Origin of the sequence: Pseudomonas veronii (genome assembly GCF_001439695.1) — a bacterium.
Classification (GTDB): Bacteria; Pseudomonadota; Gammaproteobacteria; order Pseudomonadales; family Pseudomonadaceae; genus Aquipseudomonas; species Aquipseudomonas veronii.
In genome coordinates, this window is sequence record NZ_JYLL01000015.1 from 56,617 (window position 1) to 80,514 (window position 23,898).

Annotated in this window: 22 protein-coding genes; 12 read left to right on the plus strand and 10 right to left on the minus strand. The window is 60.1% G+C overall.

From position 1 onward, the window contains the following. Positions 1-10 precede the first annotated feature (10 nt). From TU80_RS32725 to TU80_RS18635, 3 genes are read left to right on the plus strand one after another with little or no spacing between them, the layout of a single operon-like run. Entirely contained in the window at positions 11-193 is a 183-nt protein-coding gene (locus TU80_RS32725; protein ID WP_126587246.1) for a hypothetical protein, read from the plus strand. A gap of 8 nt (positions 194-201) precedes the next feature. Further along, complete coding sequence (locus TU80_RS18630) at positions 202-1,032, plus strand: shikimate dehydrogenase family protein (protein WP_046382003.1); 831 nt, start codon at positions 202-204, stop codon at positions 1,030-1,032. 29 nt (positions 1,033-1,061) lie between these two features. Further along, on the plus strand, positions 1,062-1,802 hold the full coding sequence (locus tag TU80_RS18635) for an SDR family NAD(P)-dependent oxidoreductase (protein ID WP_046382002.1): 741 nt from the start codon (positions 1,062-1,064) through the stop codon (positions 1,800-1,802). Between the two features lie 96 nt (positions 1,803-1,898). On the opposite strand, the gene TU80_RS18640 is transcribed toward TU80_RS18635, so the two are convergent. From TU80_RS18640 to TU80_RS18650, 3 genes are all read right to left on the minus strand, one after another. Next, on the minus strand, positions 1,899-2,672 hold the full coding sequence (locus TU80_RS18640; protein ID WP_046382001.1) for an AraC family transcriptional regulator: 774 nt from the start codon (positions 2,670-2,672) through the stop codon (positions 1,899-1,901). An 11-nt stretch (positions 2,673-2,683) separates the two neighbouring features. After that, positions 2,684-4,075 carry an MFS transporter gene (locus TU80_RS18645; RefSeq protein WP_057005099.1) on the minus strand — a complete coding sequence of 464 codons (1,392 nt, stop codon included), beginning with the start codon at positions 4,073-4,075 and terminating at the stop codon, positions 2,684-2,686. 141 nt (positions 4,076-4,216) lie between these two features. Then, positions 4,217-5,104, minus strand: coding sequence for a LysR family transcriptional regulator (locus TU80_RS18650; RefSeq protein WP_057005100.1), 888 nt, complete (start codon positions 5,102-5,104; stop codon positions 4,217-4,219). Positions 5,105-5,235: 131 nt separating this feature from the next. On the opposite strand from TU80_RS18650, the gene TU80_RS18655 reads away from it, so the two are divergent. The 3 genes from TU80_RS18655 (at position 5,236) to TU80_RS18665 (ending at position 8,122) form a co-directional block, all read left to right on the plus strand. Next, positions 5,236-6,273, plus strand: a complete 1,038-nt coding sequence (locus tag TU80_RS18655; protein WP_057005130.1) for an SDR family oxidoreductase — start codon at positions 5,236-5,238, stop codon at positions 6,271-6,273. Next, on the plus strand, positions 6,270-6,833 hold the full coding sequence (locus TU80_RS18660; RefSeq protein WP_057005101.1) for a histidine phosphatase family protein: 564 nt from the start codon (positions 6,270-6,272) through the stop codon (positions 6,831-6,833). Before TU80_RS18655 ends, TU80_RS18660 begins: the two co-directional genes overlap by 4 nt. Positions 6,834-7,081: 248 nt before the next feature. Then, positions 7,082-8,122: an NAD(P)-dependent oxidoreductase gene (locus TU80_RS18665; RefSeq protein ID WP_057005102.1), complete on the plus strand. Its 1,041-nt coding sequence runs from the start codon at positions 7,082-7,084 to the stop codon at positions 8,120-8,122. A gap of 10 nt (positions 8,123-8,132) precedes the next feature. Here TU80_RS18665 and TU80_RS18670 read toward each other — a convergent pair whose 3' ends face one another. Then, positions 8,133-8,327, minus strand: coding sequence for a hypothetical protein (locus TU80_RS18670; RefSeq protein WP_046381997.1), 195 nt, complete (start codon positions 8,325-8,327; stop codon positions 8,133-8,135). A 32-nt stretch (positions 8,328-8,359) separates the two neighbouring features. Continuing rightward, the gene (locus TU80_RS18675; RefSeq protein WP_046381996.1) at positions 8,360-8,617 is read right to left on the minus strand and encodes a hypothetical protein; all 258 of its coding nucleotides are present in this window, start codon (positions 8,615-8,617) and stop codon (positions 8,360-8,362) included. A 119-nt stretch (positions 8,618-8,736) separates the two neighbouring features. Between TU80_RS18675 and TU80_RS18680 the strand changes: the two genes are divergently transcribed. After that, on the plus strand, positions 8,737-9,612 hold the full coding sequence (locus TU80_RS18680) for a BrxR family helix-turn-helix transcriptional regulator (protein ID WP_046381995.1): 876 nt from the start codon (positions 8,737-8,739) through the stop codon (positions 9,610-9,612). On the opposite strand, the gene TU80_RS18685 is transcribed toward TU80_RS18680, so the two are convergent. Next, the gene (locus TU80_RS18685) at positions 9,578-10,237 is read right to left on the minus strand and encodes an ankyrin repeat domain-containing protein (protein WP_186355083.1); all 660 of its coding nucleotides are present in this window, start codon (positions 10,235-10,237) and stop codon (positions 9,578-9,580) included. The genes TU80_RS18680 and TU80_RS18685 overlap by 35 nt on opposite strands. Continuing rightward, positions 10,219-11,691: a hypothetical protein gene (locus TU80_RS18690; protein WP_057005103.1), complete on the minus strand. Its 1,473-nt coding sequence runs from the start codon at positions 11,689-11,691 to the stop codon at positions 10,219-10,221. The genes TU80_RS18685 and TU80_RS18690 overlap by 19 nt, the downstream gene beginning before the upstream one ends. 550 nt (positions 11,692-12,241) lie before the next feature. Between TU80_RS18690 and TU80_RS18695 the strand changes: the two genes are divergently transcribed. The 4 genes from TU80_RS18695 to TU80_RS18710 all read left to right on the plus strand — a co-directional run bounded on the left by TU80_RS18695 (position 12,242) and on the right by TU80_RS18710 (position 18,285). Then, positions 12,242-13,174, plus strand: a complete 933-nt coding sequence (locus tag TU80_RS18695) for a chemotaxis protein CheV (RefSeq protein ID WP_057005104.1) — start codon at positions 12,242-12,244, stop codon at positions 13,172-13,174. Between the two features lie 76 nt (positions 13,175-13,250). Further along, positions 13,251-14,393 (plus strand): cyclic di-GMP phosphodiesterase, encoded by a 1,143-nt coding sequence (locus TU80_RS18700; protein ID WP_234427164.1) that lies wholly within the window; start codon positions 13,251-13,253, stop codon positions 14,391-14,393. 131 nt (positions 14,394-14,524) lie between these two features. After that, positions 14,525-16,687 carry a methyl-accepting chemotaxis protein gene (locus tag TU80_RS18705; RefSeq protein ID WP_057005106.1) on the plus strand — a complete coding sequence of 721 codons (2,163 nt, stop codon included), beginning with the start codon at positions 14,525-14,527 and terminating at the stop codon, positions 16,685-16,687. A gap of 158 nt (positions 16,688-16,845) precedes the next feature. Next, positions 16,846-18,285 carry an ArnT family glycosyltransferase gene (locus tag TU80_RS18710; RefSeq protein WP_057005107.1) on the plus strand — a complete coding sequence of 480 codons (1,440 nt, stop codon included), beginning with the start codon at positions 16,846-16,848 and terminating at the stop codon, positions 18,283-18,285. A gap of 15 nt (positions 18,286-18,300) precedes the next feature. Here TU80_RS18710 and TU80_RS18715 read toward each other — a convergent pair whose 3' ends face one another. Further along, positions 18,301-18,789: a TIGR00645 family protein gene (locus TU80_RS18715; RefSeq protein ID WP_017847323.1), complete on the minus strand. Its 489-nt coding sequence runs from the start codon at positions 18,787-18,789 to the stop codon at positions 18,301-18,303. A 163-nt stretch (positions 18,790-18,952) separates the two neighbouring features. On the opposite strand from TU80_RS18715, the gene TU80_RS18720 reads away from it, so the two are divergent. Beyond that, entirely contained in the window at positions 18,953-20,776 is a 1,824-nt protein-coding gene (locus tag TU80_RS18720; protein WP_079444757.1) for a hypothetical protein, read from the plus strand. A gap of 6 nt (positions 20,777-20,782) precedes the next feature. Here TU80_RS18720 and TU80_RS18725 read toward each other — a convergent pair whose 3' ends face one another. Next, on the minus strand, positions 20,783-21,100 hold the full coding sequence (locus tag TU80_RS18725) for a PA4575 family protein (RefSeq protein WP_017847321.1): 318 nt from the start codon (positions 21,098-21,100) through the stop codon (positions 20,783-20,785). A 179-nt stretch (positions 21,101-21,279) separates the two neighbouring features. Further along, entirely contained in the window at positions 21,280-23,718 is a 2,439-nt protein-coding gene (locus TU80_RS18730; protein ID WP_017847320.1) for a Lon protease family protein, read from the minus strand. Positions 23,719-23,898: the final 180 nt, after the last annotated feature.

The following is a 23,898-nucleotide window of genomic DNA, read 5'->3' on the forward strand; positions in this document are numbered from 1 at the left end:
GTTACTGCTCATGAGTTCTATCAGCGCACTGTTACAAGCATTGGCTTCATTGATCCGCACCTCCGACACCCCTCCTGCCCTCGGCACGACCGCCCACCCTGCGGTATTCCAGCTTCCACTCGATCCCTTTTTCGGCCCGGCTCTTTATGAGAAGCGCCTCGGCACGACCGCCCGTACCCACTCCTACCGTTGAGGTTTCCCATGCACATCAGTGGCCAGACGCAACTGATCGGCATCGTTGCCGATCCGATCGCCCATGTAAAAACTCCGCAAGTGATCAACCACAGTGCTGCCAACCAGGGCCTCGACCTGGTCTGCGTGCCGCTGCACGTGCAAGGGTCGAACCTGCACAAGGTGCTGCTCGGCGTATCCGGCATCGCCAATCTGCACGGCCTGGTAGTGACCATCCCGTACAAGGAAAGCATCGTTGAATACTGCGACGAACTGACCGAGACCGCACGCCAGGTCGGCTCGGTCAACGCGGTGCGGATCGACCCCGAGAGCGGCCGCTTGATCGGTGGCAACTTCGACGGCGAAGGCATGCTCGCCGGGCTGCATCAGCAAGGTCATAGGCTGGAAGGCAAACGCGTGCTGCTGGTGGGCGCCGGGGGCGCCGGCAAGTCGATCGCCGCAGCGATTGCCCGGCAGGAACCGGCACGGCTAGCGATCTACAATCGCTCCCCTGCCCGCGCCGAAGCCCTGTTGGAACGCCTGAAAACGCAGTTCCCCAAGGTCGAGCTAAGCACCAGCGACGGCAATGCGCAGGACTTCGACGTGATCATCAACGCCACCTCCCTGGGCCTCAAGGACGACGATGCCCTGCCGCTGGACCCCAGCACCCTGCGGGCTGATGCCCTGGTCTGCGAAGCCGTGATGCGCGCCGGCGACACCCCCCTGTTGGCCGCGGCTCGACTGCGCGGCTGCCGCGTTCACCATGGGCAACACATGATCTATGGCCAGATCGTGCAGATCTGTCGTTTTCTCGGCGTTGACCTGCAACACGAACATCTGGCGCGCATTCTCGGCCCATGAACCCAGGCACTCTTTCGGAGACAACGACCATGTATGATTTCAACAATCGCGTCCTGCTGCTGACGGGTGCCAACGGTGGCATCGGCCGCGAAGTGGCAAGGCTGTTCTATCAGTACGGCGCCTCGATGGTGCTCGCCGACCTGGACGGCGACGGCCTGGCGGATTTCGCCCGGGAACTGGACGCCAGCGGCGAGCGCGTCGCCACCCTGCGGATGAATGCGGCCGACCCTGCCGATTCGGCCAAGGCTGTGCAACTGGCCGTCGAACGCTTCGGCGGCATCGACTTCCTGGTGCCATCGGCCGGTTTGTACCAGTCGCAGCCGATTCGCCAAATGACCGATGAGCAATGGCGCCAAACGCTGGGCATCAACCTCGACGGCGTGTTCTACCTGTGCCAGCGGGCAATCCCGGTACTGCGTGCCAACAGCGCAATCGTCAACCTAACCTCGGTGGCCGCACATCGGGGGGCGTTCTCTAACGCGCACTATGGCGCCTCCAAGGGCGGCCTATTGAGCCTGACCCGCGCCCTGGCGCGGGAGTTGGGGCCGCAGACCCGGGTGAACGCGGTGTCCCCCGGGATCATCGAAACCCCGATGACCCAGCACCTGATCGCGAGCCGCGGCAGCGATTCGGTGGAGCAGACCCCGCTCAAACGCCTGGGTCAACCGAGCGAAATCGCCTCGGTGATCGCCTTTCTATGCAGCAACGGCTCAAGTTTCATGACCGGCGAAGTACTGCACGTGAACGGCGGGCTGTACATCGCCGGATGAGCCTTGCGCGCCTCGTTTTTTTGCCCGTTGAGCGGTCAAGCGAGAAATGAGCGCGCGCCCTTCAGGGGCGCGGGTTCATGGGGCCAGCGGCCGCACTTACGCGCTGGCAACCTGCAAAGAGCTACGCACCTTGCCTGGGCTGCTGCCGGTGATGCGCCGAAACCAATGACCAAAGGAATCCCCCGACGCAAATCCCAGGTGCTGCGCCAGGGTCTCGTTGGAGTGTTCGCCTGCCAGGCCGCGGTATGCCTCCACGAGGAGCAGGCGGTTGTGCCAGTCCGTGTAGCGCAATCCGGTATCCTTGCGAAACAGCCGCGCCAGCGTCCGCTCCGTAGCGCCTACCTCGTGCCCCCATTCGGTCAGGCTCTTGCGCATCCCAGGCCTGGCGATCAGTTGCTCGGCCACACGCTTGAGCCGTGCGTCGCTCGGCAAAGGCAGGACCATGTTGCTGGGCACCCGCTCTTCGATCTCCTCGAACAACAACTGCAACATGCAGGCGCGCCGTTGTTCGCAAAGCGGTCGAGTGCCCTGCTCGGCCAACCGCTCGCACAGGGCGATGATCAGCGGGGATGCATCGATCAGCTTGACGCTCGGGGAGATGTGTTTGCACAGGTCAGGGTCAAGGTACAAGACCGTGAGGTCTACCGGGTTATACGCCTCGCCCGAGTGCAAGGTCTGTGGCGGAATCCAGACCGCCATTCCCGGTTTGAGCAACCAGCGTTGCTCGATGGCGTTGCCATGAAGCACACCGTTTTTGACTAACACAAACTGCCCGAAGGGGTGTTGATGAGCATGACGCTCCGCCTCGGGCAGCTTGGTTAACTGCCGTTCAACAACCAGTGCGGTGTGATCCAGGTCGACGAAACTCATTGCGACTCTGCTTACCCTTTCTGCGGTCCACCGCGCGCAGGCAGCTTGAAGGCAAAGAGTAAACCGAGTGCCATCAAAAGACCAAGCAACAGGAACGTGTCCGGGTAGGACTGGTCTGGCGGCAGGTACAACGCAACAGCCACCAGTGCATTGACGCCAAACGCCGCGCCAAGGTTGCGCAGAAACTGCACCGTGGAGGTATAGGCTCCCAACTGATCAGGCGGGGCGCTGTTCTGTGCGAGTACCAGGGTCGTTGTGGCTGTAAAGCCCATACCCAGCCCGACCAGAATCTGACCGATGCCCATCAGCAGCCACTGCGAGCAGTGCAACCCCGCAGCCACCCCCAGACAACCGAGCATCAGCATGGCCATCCCAACGATAGCCATGGACTTGAACCCGACATTCGCCAGACGCTTGCCACAGACGGTGGCACCGCCTACCCAGCCCAACGCGGCCAGCATGATCAGCCCGCCGGTCGACAATGCGCTGCCCGGCGAATGGCTCAGGGCAATTGGCAACACGCTGACCGTGGCGTACAAGCCGATACTGGAGATCACCACCAACGCCATGACCGCTCCCAGTGCAGGCCGTTCAAAGAAACCAAACGGCACTGGGCTACCGGCAGGTACCTGACGCACGCGAGCTATCAGCGCGACCAGACTGATGAGCACCACAAACGCCAGCGTCGCTATCGGGTATGGGATCATATCCAGACGCTGACTGCTCAACATGAACAGCCCCGCACAAGCAGCAATGGCCAAAAGGCCCTGCGCTATCGGGTCTACCGTCCTGGTCGATTGACCTCGACCGATAGCTGGTGTGAAACACAACACCGCCAATGCCAAACAGCCCAGCGGCAGATTGAGCCAGAATACCCAGCGCCAACTCAGGGTGTTGCCCAGCACCGTACCGGCAACCGGGCCCAACACAGCCGCCAGCCCCCAGACACTGCTGAGCATGCCCTGCATGCTGGCACGCTTGGGCCCGTCGAAGAGCGACGCCAGCATCGAGTAGGAAAGAACGATGATGCCACCCGCCCCGACGCCTTGCAGCGCTCTGCCGGCAATCAGCATGACCATGCTCTGGCTAGCGGCAACCAGCGCCGACGCGGCGATGAAGATCAGCAGGCTGACCTTCATCATCGACGAAACCCCGAACCGATCCGCCAGTGCGCCGGCCAGCGGGGCAATGAGTGCCAGGGGTAGCAGGAAGCCTGAGACCACCCAGGGATAGAGCGTCGCGTCCTGCATTTGCGCATTGATCTGCGCCAGTACCGTGCTGACAGCAGTACTGTCCATCGCCGCGAGAAACAACACGACGAGCACCGCCAGAACGCTCAGCGAGCGTTGGCGCTGCACATGATCATTCTCATCTCGCAAAGAGGCGCGAGTAACACTCTTCATAACCGATCCCTTCACGGCATTTACCTGGGATCAGGTTACGTAACCGCCTGGATGAGCGAAATGTTCCGTCAAGACAACTCATCGACTGAAACGGACGAGAACCATCAGCGGTGCCTCTTCGCGATCCGCACTACGACGTTGTCAGCTCGCCCTTTGATGCGTGCCGACGCAGAGGACTTCGAGCAATACCTGCTCCAGAATGTCGAAGAAACATCTGATGTGCGCCTGTTTCAACGCCTGAGGCCGGGTTACCAGATAGACCTCCATCTCTGGAAGTTCCAACTCCGGGAACAACTCCGTCAGGCCCTTCGCCAGAATACGCGGCAGTACAGCCACGCCCATGCCTTGCCGCACCGACTCCAGTTGGACGGAGAACGAGTTCACGCTGATTTGCGCACGGTCCAGGCCCGCAGCCTTTGCGGCACGCATTTGAGGCAACATATCCAGCGGAGGAAGCAAGGCGATGTTGACCGCCGTAGCCAGGGTCACCCCGGGAGATCGCTTCAGGTACCCGGCCTCAGCGAAGACGCCATAGGCGAGCTTGCCGATGGGTCGATAAATCAACGACGGCTCGCCCAGGTGCGCTGTGCGTATGGCGATATCCGCCACCCCGCGGACGATCTTGTGAAAGTCGGTGGCGACCAGTAACTCCACGGAACAGCGCGGATGCAGGGCCGTAAACCGGCTCGCGGCGTCCAGCACACAAGAAGAAAACCCCTCGCCGGCACTGACCAGCACGCTGCCACATAGCGCTGTGTGTTCCCCGGACAACTCCGCCGCCGTCTGACGCCTCAAGCCCGCCTCTGCTGCCACCGCGACGTCCACCAGGGCTTGGCCCCGCGAGGTCAACCAGCAGCCTTCAACGCCGCGTTCAACGAGCGGCTCACCCAGGGCCGCTTCCAGCTGGGTCAGGCGACGGGACACGGTAGACGCCGCGATCCCCAGCAGTTGGCCGGCTTGAAGAAAACTGCCACGCCGCGAGACCGCCAACAGCAGACGAAGATCGTCCCAATTTGCCTGCAACGCCATACCTCCCATCCTCCAGGGTTTGCATATATGCAAAGCCATTATGCAGTAGTCGCTGTTTTTCAGGCGCAGCCTCAACGGTATATCTACCGGCCTTCGAAACGACTGGAATGAAATGTATGACTATGGACCCCATGCGCAACGCATTCGTCACTGGCGCAACCGGCTTGCTGGGCAACAACCTGGTGCGGGAACTGGTCGCACACGGCTACGCCGTCAAAGCCCTGGTCCGCTCACGGGCCAAGGGTGAGCAGCAGTTCAACGACCTGCCGAGCGTGGAACTGGTCGTTGGCGATATGGCCGACACCGACGCGTTCGCAACATCGTTGCAAGGCTGCGATACGGTGTTTCATACCGCGGCGTTCTTTCGCGATAACTACAAGGGCGGCAGCCACTGGGAAGCGCTCGAAAAGATCAATGTCGCCGGTACGCAAGCCCTGCTTCACCAGGCCTACCGCGCGGGGGTCCGCCGCTTCGTGCATACCTCGTCGATTGCCGTGCTCGACGGAGCCCCCGGCACCTCTATCGACGAGACATGCCTGCGGGCCGAAGCCGATGCGGATGACTACTACCGCAGCAAGATCCTCGCCGAGCGTGTCGTCTTGACGTTCCTTGAAACCCATCCCCAAATGCATGCCTGCATGGTGCTGCCCGGCTGGATGTGGGGCCCGGGCGATATGGGCCCGACTTCCTCCGGACAATTGGTCAAGGACGTGATCAACGGCAAGTTACCCGGGCTGATCCCCGGCACCTTCTCCGTGGTCGATGCCCGCGATGTGGCATGTGCCCAGATCGCCGCCGCCAAACATGGGCGGCGAGGAGAGCGCTACCTCGCGGCCGGTCGCAACTTGACCATGCGCCAGTTGGTACCTGTGCTGGGGCGTATCGCGGGCGTCAAAACCCCTGTTCGGCAACTGCCAGTGCCCGCGCTGTACCTGTTGGCGGCGGCGCAGGAGGTTTACGCGCGCATTACCGGCAAGCCTATTTTGCTGAGCATGGCGACGTTGCGCCTATTGATACGAGAGGAGCACCGTACCTGTTTTAACCACCACAAGAGCGAACAGGAGCTTGGCCTGAGTTTTCGAGTGCTGGAGCAGACCGTTTCTGACACTGTGGCGTGGTATCGGAAACATGGCGTGGTTAAGCCAAACAAGGACGAAAACACACGATGAGCAAAACCATCATCCTGATGCGTCACGGCCAGCCCAAGATGGCCGCGCGCGAAAGAATCTCAATGTTCGAGATGAAAGACTGGATCGAGCAATACAACCGATCCGAAATCATCCGCCATCCGGCTCCGGACGCCAGCCAGCAACTCGCCGCAACCGCCACCCTGGTTGTTTCAAGCAGCGCGCCTCGTGCGCTGACCTCGGTCGAGGTGCTCGGGCTGAAGCCTGCTGTCGTCGACGCGCTTTTCTGCGAAGCGCAACTGCCTTATGGCCGTTGGCGATTGCCCCGGCTATCGCCGTTTACCTGGGCATTTATCTTCCGGGTCTTATGGCTGTGCGGTTACTCACGCAATATCGAATCCGCTGGCGCCGCAAGGTTGCGCGCCAACACGGCCGCTCAACGACTGCAGTCCCTCGCCGGTGAAGGGCCGGTTCTGCTGCTCGGTCATGGCGTGATGAATCGAATGATCGCCAAACACCTGCTCGCAGACGGTTGGACCCGCCAACAGCACAATGGCAGCCAATATTGGAGCGCGACGGTGTATCAATACGCTGGTGTATAGACGGTGATCGGCTGAGCGCACGCAACCGTCCAGGTGGCACACCGCCCTGATACAGTGTCTTTGCTACGCGTGTGAAGTGCAGTGCTTCGGCTACGGCCAAAAGGAGCCTCACTCTCAGAAGCGCAGACAACGCTCCCGTTATGCCTGGAACGTGAATAACGCGGCTTCACGCTCTATGGTGGAGTGCGAACAAGGACGTCATCGAGGCGGCCGAGGGACTCAGGCACTCTTTCAAGAGGATCACGCGCATGGCATTCACCACCCTGATACTGGACGCCCCTGGCCCGCCGCTGCTATTTGAGGAAATCGACCGATTCCTTGAACTGGGGCTGGCCGTCACCCTGAACCTTCATTATTTCACCGACCAGGACGGCATCAGGAACCACTACGGCGAGCGCATTCAATACGCCCAGATCAATTGCCACGACAAGTCCGCCTTCATCGCGGCGGTAATCCAGGCCGGGGGCTACAGCGTGTTCAAGACGCGCCTGAACATCCCCCTCGATGGCGAACTGATCAGCGCCGCCGCCTCCCCTGCCTTGGCAACACCGTTGCGCGCCATCGCCCAGGCAGGCGTGGGGCTTAACCACATCGACCGGCAAGAGGCCGAGCGCACTGGCGTGACGATACTGAACACACCAGGTTCCAACGCCACGGCCGTCGCTGAATACGTGGTGGCCCAAGCGGTGTTTTTATCCAGGGACCTCAGCCACTACAACACCGAAACCCATAAAGGCCACTGGTCCAAGGGCAGCCTACCTCCCGGCCAGGAGTTCTCCGAACTGACGCTGGGGCTGGTGGGCACTGGCGGCATTGCCCAACAGGTCGCTCGCAAGGCGCGGGCACTCGGCATCAAGGTCATCGCCACCGGTTCGGAGCGCTTTACCGATCAGGTCGCACGGGACCTTGGGCTTGATCGAAGACCAACTCTCTCGCAGTTGCTCGGCGAAGCCGATGTCGTCTCGATCCATACACCACTCACGCCGCTCACACGGGGCCTGTTCGGCAGTACAGCGTTCAGCCAGATGCGCCCGGGCTCGATCCTGATCAATACCGCCCGCGGTGGCATCGTCGACGAGGACCAACTGGCAGCGTTCATGACCCGCTTTCCCGGGCATATCAAAGCAGTCGCCATCGATACCTTTGCCCAAGAAAAGGACCGCTTCAACTCACCGCTGGCAGGCATTGCCAACGCACAACTGACGCCGCATATCGCGGGCAATACCGCAACGGCAATCAGGACGGCTTCACGCCAGATCGTCGACAAGATCCACGCGTTCAGCCTGTAGCTGTCGACGCCTACCGCCGCGCCACACACTCCGCCAGCGCCGCCTCCAGCCACCCGGCCGCGCGCATTTTCAGGGCTGTGCTTCCGCATTTCGGACAGCTCGCGAACCAGTCGCCTGGCATCAGCGCGTCACTGCGCGGCGCAATGGTTTTCTTCCACTTGCAGTCTTCACACACAAAGGTGAAGGGTCTGGGTTTTATCGGCATGAATGGATTCTCCTGGATGGCGATACTGCGGATTATTCTGTGACCGGGAGCAGCGCTTGCAGCAATTCCAGCTTGCGCAGCAGCTGCGCGACGTGTTCTCGCTCGGCGCGCAACGCCGACCGCAGCTCGCGGTTTTCCATGTCCAAGATCTGCGCCAAACGCAGATCCTTTTGATAATGGGCAAGCATTTTCCAAAGCTCGCTCAACTTCAAACAATGCTGTACCAGCACCAGCAGGATGATCCCCATCACCGCCAATGCCCCCGTCGAAACCACTTCCGACATACTCATGTTCACATCCTTCCATCCCTTCGAGATATTCCGAAGACAGCGACACGATATGTAGTGATTTGCGACAGGTCTAGAATGTAGACTTATACAGGTAAAGTATTCACGCACATGGAGCAGGTATGAAACGCAAGCAATCCATCGAACAAGTGCGCTGGGACCTGGCACTTCGCTATCGTTTGATCGAGACCGTCGCCTGGTGGGAAGGCCGCCTGACCACGGGGCACTTGATCCAGAGCTTCGGCATCAGCCGCCAGCAAGCCTCCAAGGACATCAATACCTACATCAATGAACATGCGCCCCGAAACTTGACATATGACAAGCAACGCAAGGGCTATGTACCGAGCAAACACTTCAAGCCGCTGTTCATCGATGACAGCGCCAGTGCCTACCTGCACCTGCTTTACCAGAACAATGAACGGGCGCCGCACATCGAAGGCCTGGCCCTGGCATATGCCCATACCAAGGTGCTCGAAGTGCCGGACCGGCCGATCCGGCCAGAGATCCTGCGCCCCTTGCTCGCGGCATGCCGCGACGGTCTACGCCTGGAGACCGAGTACGTATCGCTCAATACCCCGAACGTGGAAATCCGCCTGATTGCCCCTCACACCCTGGTGTACACCGGGATGCGCTGGCATGTGCGCGCTTACTGCGAGAAGAATCGGCAGTACCGCGACTTTGTGCTGAGCCGCCTGCGCGGTGAGCCGGACCTGCTCGACGCGTCGCAGAACACACGGGAACTGGACGAAGACTGGAATACCGAAGTGCCGATCATCTTCGCCCCCGATGGCCGCTTGAACGCGGCGCAGCAGGCCATCATCGAAACCGACTTCGGCATGACCGACGGGCAACTGGTGGTGTCCAGTCGCAAGGCACTGGTGAAGTACGTCTTGCGCCGCTATCAGGTCGACCCGCGCAACCAGGCGACCAACCCCGAGGCCCAGCAGATCGTGGTCACCAATCTCAAAGAGTTGAAACCGTGGTTGATGCATGATTGAGGCGCATGTCCTGCCAGAGGCGCAGCGCACGCAGGCAATTGTCGATCTCGGCCGCGAGTAAGCGCTGTGCCAGTTCATGCTGGCCGTTGAGCAGAGCAATATTGCGCAGCGTATTGCCCTGGTGATTCTTCGCGCCCAGATCAAGACCGAACGTCATGGCGCGGTCGATGAAGTACCGCGCGGCCTTCAAGTGCCCATTGAGCAGCAGCCAATGCAGTGGCGTGTTCCCCAGCCCATCGCGGTCATTGAGGCTGGCACCCAGGCGGTAGCGGGCTTGCAGGGTTTTGACATTGCCGTATCGCGCAGGCAGGTGGATGTATTTGTCGTGGGGCATGAAGCTGCCCAGGCCGGCCCAGCCGCGAATCTGCGGGTTGCCCTGGGCGCCGAGTGACTCCAGCGTGTCGATCAGGCCGCTGCGGTTCAGCCGGTAAGCCATGTCCAGCGGCGTGTCACCCGCCAGGTCACGCTGATTCAAGCCGGACGGATCGAGAGGCGGCGCCTCATCGAACAGCACGCAGAGGTGCCAGTCGCTGAGGCCAAGCTCGGCGCGATCATCGATGCGCTCAAACAGAGTGATCGGCCGCCCCACACACAACGTCGTGAGCGTCACGCCTCGAGCGAACATGCGCCGAAGAAACGCTCGAAGAGCGGCGTAGGCAAATGCTTGTCGTCCAACAGACCGAAGTGCTTGCCCACGTTGCGTCCCAGGGCCATCAGTGTGTTTGCGCTGTTTTTCGTGCCGGCGTACCCGGCGCTCAAGATCGACTCGACGCGCGCGTCACCGGTCGACTCTCGCTGATACGCCCGCCCCGTGATCATGACGTCTACCAGACACACGCTGACGCGCTCATCGCCCAAGGTGAAAGGCTCCAGCACCTCGCTCGCCAAGACGGCACGCAAGCCGTCCTCGCCACCGGCGACAATCCGCTCCAGCGCTTCGAGTGAGCGGTCGAAGAGGTCGAACTCCTGCATCGAAAACGCAAAACAGTAGTCCTGAGCGGTAGCCCGCGAGATCGGACGCGCGTGGTGCGGATGAATCGACAACCAGTCAACGAACGAGGCTTTATCGCTTTTTCCACCCTGGCGACGGAACAGCAGATAGTCGTTGATGACCTGACTGAAAGGGTTCCCCGTCGGCACCCAGCCCGTGCTGTCACGTTCTTCGGGTTCCGGCAGGTCAACCACCGGCACGGCTGACTTAGGCGTCCACCCAAAGCACCGCAGGTCATAGCCAAGCACAAACAGGCTGGCCTCGAACGCATGGCACCGCGCAGGCAGCGCGCCTTGCTCGGCGAACCAGCCGGTGCGCTCGAGCACGGCGCGGATAATCCAGCCCAACCGCACTTGCCAGCGGGCCCATGTCTCATAGCTGATCGAAGAGAACTGAGGCGCGGCCAGGCCGTTCAAAAATGCTCCGGGGTTGCGGATCTGGCTGCCACGAGCGGCTCCGGACGGGAAAGCCAGCAAGGGTTTGCCGCTCCCGGTCCATTGCTGGCGAAACAGTGAATACAGCATGCCTATCGCTGCGCCGACGCGGCTGTCATAGATGGGGGAGCCCGACGAATCAAACAACGCATGAATCTTGGTCAGGCCCGCATCGAAACGCTCGACGCTGATCGCATCGAGATCATCCAGGTCATTTTTGCCATCGAGCGACATCAGCCCGGCCATCTTTTGCAGATAGCTCGACAGCTTGCCGTTTGCGGCCAGCCGGTGCAAAAACGGAATGGCGCCCCGCACACCGCCCCAACGAAGAATCTGCAGGCAGGCTTGAAGCGCTTGCTGGTCATTCCCCTGATTGACCGCACTCGTCAGCCATTCGCGAAGTTGCCCGAGAGAGCGTTGGGTTTCAGCCCAGGTGCGTGAATCCACCGAGCATTGGTGAGCATCCTGCCAGCTTGCCTTCCAGCGATAGTGCCCAAGCACCTGCTCGATGCCCTGGACATCAGCCGTCAAACCGCCAGGCACGAATTTGCTCGACTTGAAGCGCAGCTTGAAGGTCAGCGTCGGCAAGTTCGCTGCAAGCCATGCGATGAAGGACTCAACTTCAGGTTGCGCCAGGAACTGTTCGCGCTGCATGCAGACCACCTTGCCAGTAATATCGAATGGCCACACCCTAAGCAAAATCAGCGACCCCGTCCACGATGTTTGTCCGTACAGGTAAACAAATGGAGCAGGTTCTCAGGCCCGGACTAGACGCTTCTCGACCATCGCCAGGGTTCGGCCGAAACAGACATATGAACGGTTCAGACACGCCGTTTCTGTTTACACGCGGCCCATCGACTTATGCATCGACGTGCCTTTGCAACGCATGCGCGAGATCGATGTGCCCGGCACCCGCAAGGATCATCAGCGGCGGTCATGCCTCGACTCCGACTTGGGCTATATGAACTATCGAATGTTGCAGATCATCTAAAACCTTCGATCTAAATCATTCTCAACAATAACAAACAATAAGTTAGCCAACTAAGCATTTAAAACAACTGTGCGAAAAGACATTCAGCTGACTTCATATCGCTATAACGACCAAGCCTGGCATTCTTTTATTTTCACATATATTTTACATCCCCCTACATATGCTAATGTCATTACGACATCAGCGCTGTTCAACCAGGTTTAAGGAGTGTGTATGACCGGTGTACTGGCCTCCGTTAACAGCCGCACACAACTGGTCGGGCAGAACAGGCTCGAACTGTTGCTGTTCCGCTTCAACAATCACCAACTGTACGGGATCAACGTATTCAAAGTTCGTGAAGTTATCCGCTGCCCGAAGTTATCATCGATACCAAAGTCTAATAACAATATTTGTGGCGTGGCCAATATCCGAGGTGTCTGCATCCCTATTCTTGACCTGGCCATGGCAACGGGACTGCCCGGAGTCGAGGATCAGGAAAGCGCTTTTATAATACTTACGGAGTACAACAATCGCGTTCAGGGTTTCCTCGTCTACGCGGTCGAACACATCGTCAATCTGAACTGGGAAGACATCCATCCGCCGCCCAAGGGCAGTGGTGAGAACAATTACCTGACGGCCGTCACCCGCACGGACGACCGCCTGGTCGAGATCATCGATGTTGAAAAGGTGCTGACAGAAATATCGCCATCGTCCGAGGAAATATCCAGCGGCGTAATCGATCACGAAGTCACCCAGCAGGCGCGACACCTGCGGGTGTTGACCGTGGACGACTCGATGGTCGCGCGCAAACAGGTGACCCGCTGCCTGGAAACCGTGGGCGTCGAGGTAGTGGCCTTGAACGATGGCCGACAAGCGCTGGACTACCTGCGCGCCATGCTCGACGAAGGGCGCAAGCCGGATGAGGAGTTTCTGATGATGATCTCCGACATCGAGATGCCGGAGATGGATGGCTACACCTTGACCGCCGAGATCCGCAACGACCCGCGCATGGCCAACCTGCACATTGTGCTGCACACCTCGCTCTCGGGGGGCTTCAACCAGGCCATGGTCAAGAAAGTCGGGGCCGACGACTTCCTGGCCAAGTTCCGCCCCGATGACCTGGCCGGCCGCGTCGTCTCACGTATCAAAGCCGTCAACACGAACTGACGCTCCACGACAACAACACTCAAGCCAAGGAGGCTGCAAGGAAACGAATAAGAACAAAATCAACAGAGGGCAAATCATGTTGAAATGTAATGAGCTCTATCATCTGGCGCCAGACAACGGCGAGGCCAGGCCCTTCTGGCAAGGCCGCGCACGCGACGCGCAGGCGGATATCCAATGCGCCATGGGCTGCGGCGCGCAGCTACCCGAGACACCCCAGTCAGCAGAGCCGCCCCCTGCGCCCGCAGCGGCGACGATCACTCCCACCTGCATGAGCGACGAGCTCGTTGCCGCCCAGGAAATCTGTGCCCGCGCCAAGACCGCCGTGGTCGAGATGTTCAGCCATGTCCGCATGGGCCGCGCCCTGGAGTTGGAGAATATCAGCGTACTGGTCGACGACATTTCCGCGTCGATCGCCCGCCATCCCAATGCCTTCATCAGCCTGGCACGCCTGAAAAGCCTCGACGATTACACCTATATGCATTCGGTCGCCGTGTGTGCACTGATGATTGCCCTGGGCAACCAGTTGAACCTGCCCGCCGTGTTGATTCGCCGGGTCGGGATGGCCGGCCTGCTGCATGACATCGGCAAAATGGCCATACCGGGCGCGATCCTCAACAAGCCCGGGCGCTTGAGCGGTGACGAATTGCAACTGATACGCACGCACCCGCTGGAAGGTGAGAAAACCCTGCTGGCGACTTCGCAGATGTGCGACATGGTCGTGGATGTCTGCCTGCATCACCATGAGCGGGTGGACGGCAGCGGCTACCCCCATCAGTTGGTCGGCGACCAGATCAGTCTTTTTGCGCGAATGGCCGCCGTTTGCGATGTCTACGATGCAATCACCTCGGATCGTTCCTACAACCAAGGCTGGGACCCCGCGGTCGCCATCCAGCAAATGTCGACATGGGACGGGCATTTCGACGACGAGGTGTTCCGCGCGTTTTTGAAGTCCGTGGGTATTTATCCGGTGGGGTCTATCGTTCAGTTGAAAAGTGGCAGTATCGGCGTGGTGATCGAACAACACCCCGACTCTTTATTGACGCCAAAGATTAAGTTGTTCTTCTTGCCGGTGTTGAATATTTATATCACCCCCAAAATAATCGACCTGAGTGATCCCGAACAAACCGATCGCATCATTGCGCGCGTACCGTCACAGCGTTATGGCTTTAAAAACACCGAACGTCTCTGGCTCGACGATGAGGCGTCCGAGCAGAACTAAGCGACGCCCCAGCTGTACTGCATTTATATGCTCAAGCAGCCCATGATCAAGCAATAAGCCTTGCGAACAAAAAAAACTGAAATGCCGCCATCCAATTATGTCGGCAACTACTAGCGTGGGCAGGAAATACCATGAAATTCAACTCATTACAGACTCGGATTTGCTTCACCGCCGGACTCTGCCTGTTAATCTCTTGCGCAAGCCTGGTGTTATATGGGTTGTACTCCTCAACCGCCAATCAAGCCTACGTGGGCACCGAAGTTTCAACATTGATCGAAAGCGGCACCATTCGCGAAGTACAAAACCTGGCGGAGTCCCGTGCCAATGCGATCAGGGCGAAACTGCAAAATGCCTTGGACTCGGCACGCACGCTGGCCAATACGCTGGGCGCGAGTAAAAGTGCGCAAAGCCCGCTGGCACTGGGCCGCGATCAAATCAATACAATGTTGCTCAGCGTGCTCAAGGACAACCCCGACTTCAACGGCACGTATTCGTGCTGGGAGCCGGATGCGGTGGACGGCCAGGACCAAGCGTTTCGTAACAACGAAGGCGGCAACAACCCCTTGACCGGCCGCTTCACGCCCTATTGGACACGCGGCTCGGACGGCCATATCGCCGTGCAACCGCTGGTCGAATACGACTCCGATGCCCGCCACCCCAATGGCGTGCTCAAGGGCGGCTGGTACAGCGGCCCCCGGGACACCCTGAAAGAAAGCGTGCTCGACCCCCTTCCCTACGTGGTGCAAGGCAAAAATGTGTGGCTGACCACGCTCTCGGTACCGATCACCGCCAATGGCAAGTTTTACGGCGTGGTCGGCGCAGACTTCGACATCTCGTTTATCCAGAAACTCAGCGAGCAAATGTCCGCCGACCTCTACGGCGGCAAAGGTTCGGTGTCGATCCTGAGCAACCAGGGCTTGGTGGTCGCAGACAGTAAACGGCCGGAACTGATCGGCCAGTCATTGAAGGCATTGCTACCCGACACCTGGGATAAGGTGCTGGCCAATGTGCAAAAAGGCCAGGGCGACAGTCGCCTCAACCAGGACTCCCAGGAAATCGAAGTACAGATGCCGATCATCCTGGGCCGCACCGAAAAACCCTGGGCCATCTTGATCCACCTGCCCAAGGCGGTGGTCATGAGCCAGGCGATTGCCCTGGAGAAGGAACTGCAATCCCGTGGCGTCAGCAGCAGTATCTGGCAGGTCTCGGTCGGCCTGGGTATCTCGGTACTGGCATTGCTGGCGCTGTGGTTCGCCACCGCAAAAATCGTCGGGCCGATTCGTGAAGCCGCCGCCTTGGCTGCCACTATCAGCCTGGGGGATTTCTCGCGTCGCCTGGTGCAAAAATCCGACGATGAAGTCGGCCAGTTGTCCTTGGCCTTGAACGAGATGTCCGAAAGCCTGCAGCGTCAGGTCCGTGTGGCTGAACGTATCTCCGAAGGCGATCTGGACCTGGAAGTGCGTTTGTCTTCCCCCAACGACACGTTGGGCAAGTCCCTGGAAAAAATGGTCGGCAACTTGAACACCTTGATTTCCCAGGTGCAGGCCAGCGCCACGCAAATCACCGGCAGCTCCGCACAAGTCACCGAGTTGAGCCAGTCGTTGTCCGACGGGGCGTCCAACTCGGCGTCGTCCATCACTGAGATCAGTGCCGTCATGACGCAAATGGCCGCGCAGACCACCGACAACGCCGCCAACGCGAAAAAGGCCGACGAACAATCCCAGGCCTCACGCGCCGACGCCGGGGAAAGTGACAAGTTGATGAGCGAGCTGATCGCCGCCATGACCGAAATCGACAACTCGGGCAAAGACATCACCGCGATCATCACCACCATCGACAACATCGCCGCCCAGACCAACCTGCTGGCCTTGAACGCGGCGATCGAGGCGGCACGCGCCGGCGAATTGGGCCGTGGCTTTGCCGTCGTCGCCGATGAAGTCAGGAGCCTCGCCGCCCGCAGTGCCGAAGCGGCCCAGCAAACCGCGGCGCTGATCGCCGACTCGTCGACCAAGACACAGCGCGGCATGGTCATCGCCGGTCGCACGGCCGACTCGTTGCGAAACATCGTCACCGGCACCAGCACCGTTTCCAGCCTGGTGTCGCTGATCTACCAAGCCTCGAGTGAACAGGCGTCCGGCTTGCAGCAAGCCAGTATCGGCCTGGAGCAGATCGACGAAGTCACCCAGCAGAATCAGGCCAACTCCCAACAATGCGCGGTGGCTGCCCGCGACCTGTCGGAACGGGCCAGCTCCATGCAACAAGGGTTGAGCCGGTTTAAAGTCAAAGCGACATAACCCCCATCCGCAGTGAAGCCGGGGCGGAAATAAACCACCGCCCCGGTCCCCCTGCACAAACCTCGTACCCATTCATGAAATATTAAGAATCGCCCCCCTATACTCACCGATTGCGAGCCGTTCCCTCGAACGGCCCCCTGCCCCGGTAACCAGCCCCCATGACGCGTCCCGTTCCTCTGCTGCTCCTGCTTGCTGGCCTGTTGTTCTTCTTCGCCCTTGGTAACCATGAACTGCAAGGCTCCACTGAAGCCCGTGTCGGCGGGATCGCCATGGCCATGCACCTGGACAACGACTGGGTGGTGCCACGGCTGTTCCGTGAGCCGTTCCTGGAAAAACCGCCCCTGAGCCTGTGGCTCGACGCCGGCGCGATCCGCCTGTTTGGCGGCACGCCCGGGGCCGTGCGCCTGGCCTCGGCGTTCGCCGGGTTGTTCAGCGTGATGCTGCTTTACGGGATGCTGCGCACGTTCGGGCGGCCAAAGACACTGGCGTTCTGCGCGGCGCTGATCCTGGCGACCATGGCCAGTTACTGGAGCAATGTGCGCGGCGTCGGTGAAGATGCATTGCTCAGCCTGGGTGTGACCACCGCGCTGCTGGCGTTCTACCAGGCCATGCGGCCGGCGTCCGAGCGCCAGGGCTCAACCGCCTGGGCGTGGGCCCTGTTCACGGCCGGGATGGTGATCGCCACCCTGAGCAAAGGCGTGCTGGGCCTGGCGATGCCGGGCATCGTGATCTTTGTGTACCTGGCCTGCACCAGTTGGATGGACAAACGCCTGCGCATCGGCGACTGGCTGCGGCCGGCACTGTTTACCCTGCTGGCCTTGGTGCCACTGCTGATCTGGCTGGGGTTTCTGTTCCAGCGCGGCGGGCTGCAGGCGGTGGGCGAAGTGCTGTGGACCAACAGCGTCGGGCGGTTCAGCGGCTCGTTTGTCGAAGCCGGGCACTACGAACCCTTCTACTACTACATCGCCAAACTGCCCGAAGCCTTTTTGCCGTGGAATATCCTGGTGTACCTGGGGTTGTGGCACTTCCGTAAAAGCCTGGTGCGCAACCGCTACCGTCTGTTTTTCTGCGTCTGGCTGGTGGCGCAATTCACCCTGCTGACCCTGGCTTCCAGCAAGCGCACCGTATACCTGATGGCGCTGACGCCAGCCGCCGCCGTACTGGCTGCGGAATATGCGCAGGTGCTGCTGCACTGGCTGAAAGATCACAAACCGGCGCTGTATAAGCGGCATAAAATCGTGATTGGCGGCGTGTTCACCGTGCTCATCGCCTGCTACCTGAGCGCTGCTTTCTGGTTCGCGCCAAAAGCCGACAAAAAACAGTCCTTCGTACCCGTGATGAGCCAGATCCAGGCGCTACAGGCCGAAGGCAAAAAGGTCGCGTTGTTCCGGCCCAACGAGCGCATCGACGGCGCCAGCGTGTTCTATCTGCAGGCCTACTTGCCGATTCTGCAAACCGAGCCCGAACTGCACAGTTACCTGGCCGCCGCCCCCGGCAACGTCGCGCTGCTGGATAACACGGAGCAACTGACCGGCAAGGTCACGGTGATCAAGGAGATGGCAATCAATCGCCAGCCTTACTACTTCATCGGGCAGTAAGGCCGGCGCGGGGGATCAGTGCTTGGTGAGCTTGTCCAGGTAACCCATGGCGAACGCCGAGACCACAAAGGTCATGTGGATGATCACGTACCACATCAAATGCTGCGGATCGACGTTCTTGGCATCCATGAAGATGCGCAGCAGGTGGATGGAGGAAATCGCCACGATGGAGGCGGCCACTTTCATCTTCAGCGAGGAAGAGTCCATGGTGCCCAGCCAGTTGAGCTTTTCCTTGTTTTCATCGATGTCCAGCTGCGAGACGAAGTTCTCGTAGCCGGAGATCATCACCATCACCAGCAGGCCGCCGACCAGTGCCATGTCGATCAACGACAACAGCAGCAGGATCACTTCCGATTCGAGCATGCTGAAGATATTGGGAACGACGTGAATGATTTCCTGGAAGAATTTCAATGCCAGGATCAACAAGCCCAGGGACAACCCCAGGTAGATCGGCGCCAGCAACCAGCGCGAGGCGTACATCGTATTTTCGATAAAGCGTTCCATTGAATCTCACACAGCGTGGTTAGAAATGACGGCGAGTATACCAGCCGCTACCCAACACCTGTGACCGCGAGAAAACTGACCTGAGTGGCATCTGTAAGAGCGTTTTTCTGCTAGTGTCGAGGCCATCAACTCGGCTCAAAGACGTCGGACAGGAAAACTCAAGATGATGGATGTGCGTTCCCCTTGGGCCAGCATCGGCCTGTGTGCGGCATTGCTGCTGGCCGGTGGCTGTTCTCCCAGCGACGAGCAAAAGCAGACCACCCTCGAAGAGAAAACCAAGCAGTTCGAACAGTCGCTCGACAGTATCCAGGACCCCAAACTGCGCGACGCCATCGCCGACCTCGGCGGTTCGCTGTTGTTGCTGGAACGGGCGCGGGTCAAGCTCGCCAGCAAGCCCATCGAAGCCGAATACGGCGAAGACAGCCTGGCCCTGCTCAAGCACTACCCCACGCCCCAGGCCCTGGTCGACACCTACATCAACGGCCTGTTCGTGCTGCGCAAGACCTCCCACTCCGACTACCTGACCGATCTGCAGCCGGTGTTCCCGTTCAACTTCAACACCCCCGACCAGTTCCCGTTCCCCCACGGCCTGGAATGGCAGTCGGTGACCTTGAGCAACAGCAAAGTCATCCCCTTCCAGCCGGAATGGTCGGAAACCGATCCCGGCATCCAGTTGAGCCCCAGCAGTTCCAACCTGACCAACCCCGATGACCTGACGGTGACCTACCCGTTCATCGACGGCATCGAGACCGACAACAAGAGCCAGCCGCAGCCCGTCAGCCTCAAAGGTACGGTCGAGGTGGTCGCGCCGGGCAAGGTGCTGACGTTCGACCTGTCGAAAAAAGACCTCGGCCACCCGCGCACCGAGGGCAATATCACCCTCAACCTGCTGAGCCTGGAAAAAAACTACGCCGAGATCGAACTGACCAACCACGAACCGCTGGCGGCGGAGGTCGGCGACGAATCACCGGACCCGTTGCTGGTGCAGGCCCGCGACAGTACCGGGCAGTTCCTCACGCGCTCGGGCTCGATCAACGAAAATGCCGCGCAGGTGGCGTTCTACGAGAAACAACTGGCGCAGATGCAAAAGCAGAAAGCCTGGTCGGACGCGTTTGAGAAACAACTGACGGACGAGCAGAAAGCCTTCGAACACCAGCAAAGCAGCCATTACGCCAAGGTCTACTTCAATGGCCTGATCGACACGCTGCAGGTCGACGTGCTGGACTTTTCCAAGGCCACGCTGACCCGCAAGGACCTCGACCTGCCCGTACTGCGCTTCGACAAGAACAGCCTGCAGAAAACCGTGCAAGCCTTGCCGATGGCGGTAACGGTGTATGACGACAGCACCGCCAGTTGGCTGAAAACCGCGACGATGACCGAGGACCAACTGAAAAACAGCGTGACCATCAGCCAGTCCGTCGAAGATGCCAGCGCCGCGCATATCGTGTTTGACCACCCCTACACCTTCAACGACGAATTGGCGGGCACCGAACGCAACAGCGACGAAGCCCCGGTGACGTTTTTCACAGCCAATGAAAAAGGCGAGCGCGGCGAGCCCATCGAGTTGCCGAGCGAAGCCTTCGAGCTGAACCCTGCACGCGGCACGCTCACCTACGACCTCAACCTGTTCCCGGAGAACCCGGCGTTTGTGGTGGGCTCGATTCCGCTGTTCCTGGCCAGCATCGACCAAGCCACGATCGACGTGGCCAAGCTGCCCAAGGGCCTGTCGCTCAAGGACAACGCGCTGATCGTCGACCAGGCGCAGTTCCCGTCCGACAGCTGGCGCTTCTATGCCAAGGACGCCAGCGGCAACTACCTCAAGGAAATCCTCGGGGTCAGCCACCACGCCGAGGAATACGGCACGGCGTTGTTTGATGTGCACTACTTCTACGGCCAGCCGACCCAGCTGGAAAGCTACCAGCGTACCAACCTGAGCACCGTGCAATACGGCTTCGAGGTCAAGCTGGACAAGCCCGAAAGCAAATAACCGGGCCTACAGGGCCAGGCATTCCTGCCCGTTATTGAGCTGGCGCAGGTGGGCCTGCAGATGCAGGCACCAGATCTGCGGCTCCTGCGCCAGCTCGTAGCCTTGCTGGGTCAGGTTTTCGACGATCGATTGCAGGAAGGTTTCGGCCACGAACGGCCCGGGAAACGGTCCCTGGGATTTGATGGTCGAAGGCTGCTCACCGGTCATTCCAGCGGCAAACAACAACGTCCACATCCCGTTATCCCCCGCAAGAGGGCGAATGGAGCATTCGATGCGAGTGCCCAGGCCCAGGCACTGGCGGGTCAGGCAAAGGTTGCGCGGCATGGCGGCGACCCTCGGTAGATCGGCGTTCAGCCTCAAGCACGGCGAGACTGTTTCTATCCTGCGACTCCGGTGGATATCCCTAGTGCTCAGAATAGAAGAAAAACGCGATAAACCAAGGTTGTAGGGACCAACGGGCGTTGGCCCCCAACCTGGAGTCAATTTAGTGGCGGGCTAACCGATCAGCTCGGTTTGGCTTCCGCCTGCGCGTGCAGCGCCAGTTCCTTTTCAGCTTCCTTCAAGTCTTCCTCGCTGATCATCTCGGCAATCGCGCGCAAACGCTCGACCACACGCGCATTCACCGTGCCTTCGGGGAATTGCCCTTCTGCGTCCGGCTCACCGGCCGGCTCGCCGACCAGCAGGCTCAACGCCTCATCCGCCTGGCGCACCGCATAGATATGGAATTGCCCGGCGCGCACGGCCTGCAACACCTTCTCATCGAGCATCAGCGTGGCGACGTTGGCCTGCGGAATGATCGCGCCTTGTTCGCCGGTCAGCCCACGCGCTTCGCAGAGGCGGAAGAAACCTTCGATCTTCTCGTTGACCCCGCCCACCGCCTGCACTTCACCAAACTGGTTGATCGAACCGGTGATGGCAAAACACTGTTTGAGCGGGGTTTTCGACAAGGCCGAAATCAAGGTACAGGCCTCGCCCAGGGACGCGCTGTCGCCGTCCACATAACCGTAGGACTGTTCCAGCGCGATACTCGCCGAGATCGCCAGCGGGAATTCCTGGGCATAACGGCTGCCCAGGTAACCGGTGAGGATCATCACGCCCTTGGAGTGAATCGGCTGGCCGAGGTTGACCTCACGCTCGATGTCGACGATGCCGCTGCCGCCCGGGTACACCGTGGCGGAAATCCGCGCTGGCACGCCGAACGCCGAATCGCCGACTTCCAGCACCGTCAGCCCGTTGCACTTGCCGACCGCTGCGCCGGCGGTGTCGATCAGGATCACCCCGGCGAGCATGTCGTCGAGAATCCGCGCCGACACCCGCCCGGTGCGCGTGGCCTTGGCCTTCAGCGCACGTTCGATGTGGCCGGCGTCGGTCATTTCGTCGCCCGCCAGGTGGCGAATGAAATCCGCCTCGCTGACCAGCTGGAACAAGTCGCCAATGCGCGCCGACAACCGCCCCTGGTGTTCGGCCAGGCGTGCGCTATAAGTGGCCAAGCGCGCCACCGCGTCCGAGGTCAGCGGCGCCATGCCCTCTTCCGAGGTGCGGGTTTTCAGCAACTGCGCGAACTGCTCGAGGCTTTCGTCGACCATCGGGATGTCTTCGTCGAAATCCACCAGCACGCGGAACATTTCCTGGAAGTCCGGATCGGCGTCCTGCAACGCGTAGTACAGCTGGCGGGAGCCGATGATGATCACCTTGACCTGCAACGCAATCATCTGCGGGTTGAGCGTCACCGTGGCCAGACGGCCCAGTTCGCCCAGCGGCGACTCCATCTTCAGCTTGCGCGACTGCAGGGAACGCTTGAGGGCGTCCCACACAAACGGCTCGCTGAGCATCTTCTCGGCTTCGAGGATCAGGAACCCGCCGTTGGCCCGGTGCAAGGCGCCCGGACGCAACTGACGATAGGTCGTGTAGAGCGCGCCCTGATCGGTGCTGTATTCGATCCGGCCGAACAGGTTGTCGTAGGTCGGGTGCGGTTCAAACACCACCGGGGCGCCGCCGTTGACCGGATGGCCGACCACCAGGCTCGGGCAGTACTGTTCTTCGAGCAGCTTGCGGGCCTGGGCGTCGGTCTTGGCGTCGTCCACCAATTGCTCGACCACGGTTTTCAGCAAGTACACCTGCATGGCTTGCAGGTAACCGCATACGGCGGCGTTTTCTGCGTACTTTTCCGACAACGGTGACAGCAATGGCTGTAGGGCCAGGGTGATGGTTTCTTCGTTGAACTGACGCAGTTGGTTGTTCGACTCACGCTTCCACTGCGGCAGGCTGGCCAGCTCTTCGTTGAGGCGTTCTTCCAGTTCGGAAATATCGGTGTGGAAGCGCTCGCGATCGACTTCCGGCAACTGCGAGAACTCGGCCTCGTCCAGCGCCTTGCCGTCGAGCATCGGGGTGAACGCGATGTTGGAACTGTCGCGGTACAGCGCCACGTCCTTTTCCAGGGCCAGGCGTTCGATCACGTCCAATGCCTTGTCGTAACGCTGGTTGAACGCGCGGTCGATAGCGCTTTTGCGTTGTTGATACGTCGGGTGTTCGAACACTGCCGGGAAGGTCGCCACCAGGTTGTCGATCAAGCCGTTGATGTCGCTGATGAACGCCGCGGCGCCGCCTGCCGGCAGTTCCAAGGCGCGGGGTTCGCGGGGTTCATCGAAATTATTCACATAGACCCAGTCCGACGGGGTCTGCAGGCGTTTGCCTTCGGCCTTCAGGTAGCGTTTGACGAACGAAAAGCGGCCGGTGCCCGGCTCGCCCATGACAAACACGTTGTAACCGGGGCGTGGCATGGCCACACCGAACTGCAAGGCTTCAACCGCACGTTCCTGGCCAAGCACACCGCGAAAGGGCTCCAAATCATTGGTGGTCGAGAAGCTGAACTGTTCAGCGGAGAAAGGGCGAGTCAGCGCTTCGGGCGCTAGACGCAAGCTGGCAGCAACAGGATCAGGCATCGGGCTTCCTTACATCAGGCGGGGCAGATGGCGGCATTCTGGCTCTCTGTTACGCGCTCTGGCAAGGCGCGCCTGAGGTAAAGCATAGACACGGGCTGCGTCCTACAAAAAAATCGAGATATCTCTGATTGTTTTATTAAAAATCACGGAACCCCTGGAACCTGCCTAAACTCCAAACTG

Coding starts and splice junctions, on each gene's coding strand:
- TU80_RS18700 (WP_234427164.1), top strand. CDS start 13,251: ATGTTGAAATGTAATGAGCTCTATCATCTGGCGCCAGACAACGGCGAG.
- TU80_RS18670 (WP_046381997.1), bottom strand. CDS start 8,327: ATGCCGATAAAACCCAGACCCTTCACCTTTGTGTGTGAAGACTGCAAG.
- TU80_RS18715 (WP_017847323.1), bottom strand. CDS start 18,789: ATGGAACGCTTTATCGAAAATACGATGTACGCCTCGCGCTGGTTGCTG.
- TU80_RS18685 (WP_186355083.1), bottom strand. CDS start 10,237: ATGTTCGCTCGAGGCGTGACGCTCACGACGTTGTGTGTGGGGCGGCCG.
- TU80_RS18730 (WP_017847320.1), bottom strand. CDS start 23,718: ATGCCTGATCCTGTTGCTGCCAGCTTGCGTCTAGCGCCCGAAGCGCTG.
- TU80_RS18665 (WP_057005102.1), top strand. CDS start 7,082: ATGGCATTCACCACCCTGATACTGGACGCCCCTGGCCCGCCGCTGCTA.
- TU80_RS18645 (WP_057005099.1), bottom strand. CDS start 4,075: ATGAAGAGTGTTACTCGCGCCTCTTTGCGAGATGAGAATGATCATGTG.
- TU80_RS18680 (WP_046381995.1), top strand. CDS start 8,737: ATGAAACGCAAGCAATCCATCGAACAAGTGCGCTGGGACCTGGCACTT.
- TU80_RS18695 (WP_057005104.1), top strand. CDS start 12,242: ATGACCGGTGTACTGGCCTCCGTTAACAGCCGCACACAACTGGTCGGG.
- TU80_RS18640 (WP_046382001.1), bottom strand. CDS start 2,672: ATGAGTTTCGTCGACCTGGATCACACCGCACTGGTTGTTGAACGGCAG.
- TU80_RS18725 (WP_017847321.1), bottom strand. CDS start 21,100: ATGCCGCGCAACCTTTGCCTGACCCGCCAGTGCCTGGGCCTGGGCACT.
- TU80_RS18655 (WP_057005130.1), top strand. CDS start 5,236: ATGCGCAACGCATTCGTCACTGGCGCAACCGGCTTGCTGGGCAACAAC.
- TU80_RS18720 (WP_079444757.1), top strand. CDS start 18,953: ATGATGGATGTGCGTTCCCCTTGGGCCAGCATCGGCCTGTGTGCGGCA.
- TU80_RS18630 (WP_046382003.1), top strand. CDS start 202: ATGCACATCAGTGGCCAGACGCAACTGATCGGCATCGTTGCCGATCCG.
- TU80_RS18690 (WP_057005103.1), bottom strand. CDS start 11,691: ATGCAGCGCGAACAGTTCCTGGCGCAACCTGAAGTTGAGTCCTTCATC.
- TU80_RS18660 (WP_057005101.1), top strand. CDS start 6,270: ATGAGCAAAACCATCATCCTGATGCGTCACGGCCAGCCCAAGATGGCC.
- TU80_RS18675 (WP_046381996.1), bottom strand. CDS start 8,617: ATGAGTATGTCGGAAGTGGTTTCGACGGGGGCATTGGCGGTGATGGGG.
- TU80_RS18635 (WP_046382002.1), top strand. CDS start 1,062: ATGTATGATTTCAACAATCGCGTCCTGCTGCTGACGGGTGCCAACGGT.
- TU80_RS18710 (WP_057005107.1), top strand. CDS start 16,846: ATGACGCGTCCCGTTCCTCTGCTGCTCCTGCTTGCTGGCCTGTTGTTC.
- TU80_RS18650 (WP_057005100.1), bottom strand. CDS start 5,104: ATGGCGTTGCAGGCAAATTGGGACGATCTTCGTCTGCTGTTGGCGGTC.
- TU80_RS32725 (WP_126587246.1), top strand. CDS start 11: ATGAGTTCTATCAGCGCACTGTTACAAGCATTGGCTTCATTGATCCGC.
- TU80_RS18705 (WP_057005106.1), top strand. CDS start 14,525: ATGAAATTCAACTCATTACAGACTCGGATTTGCTTCACCGCCGGACTC.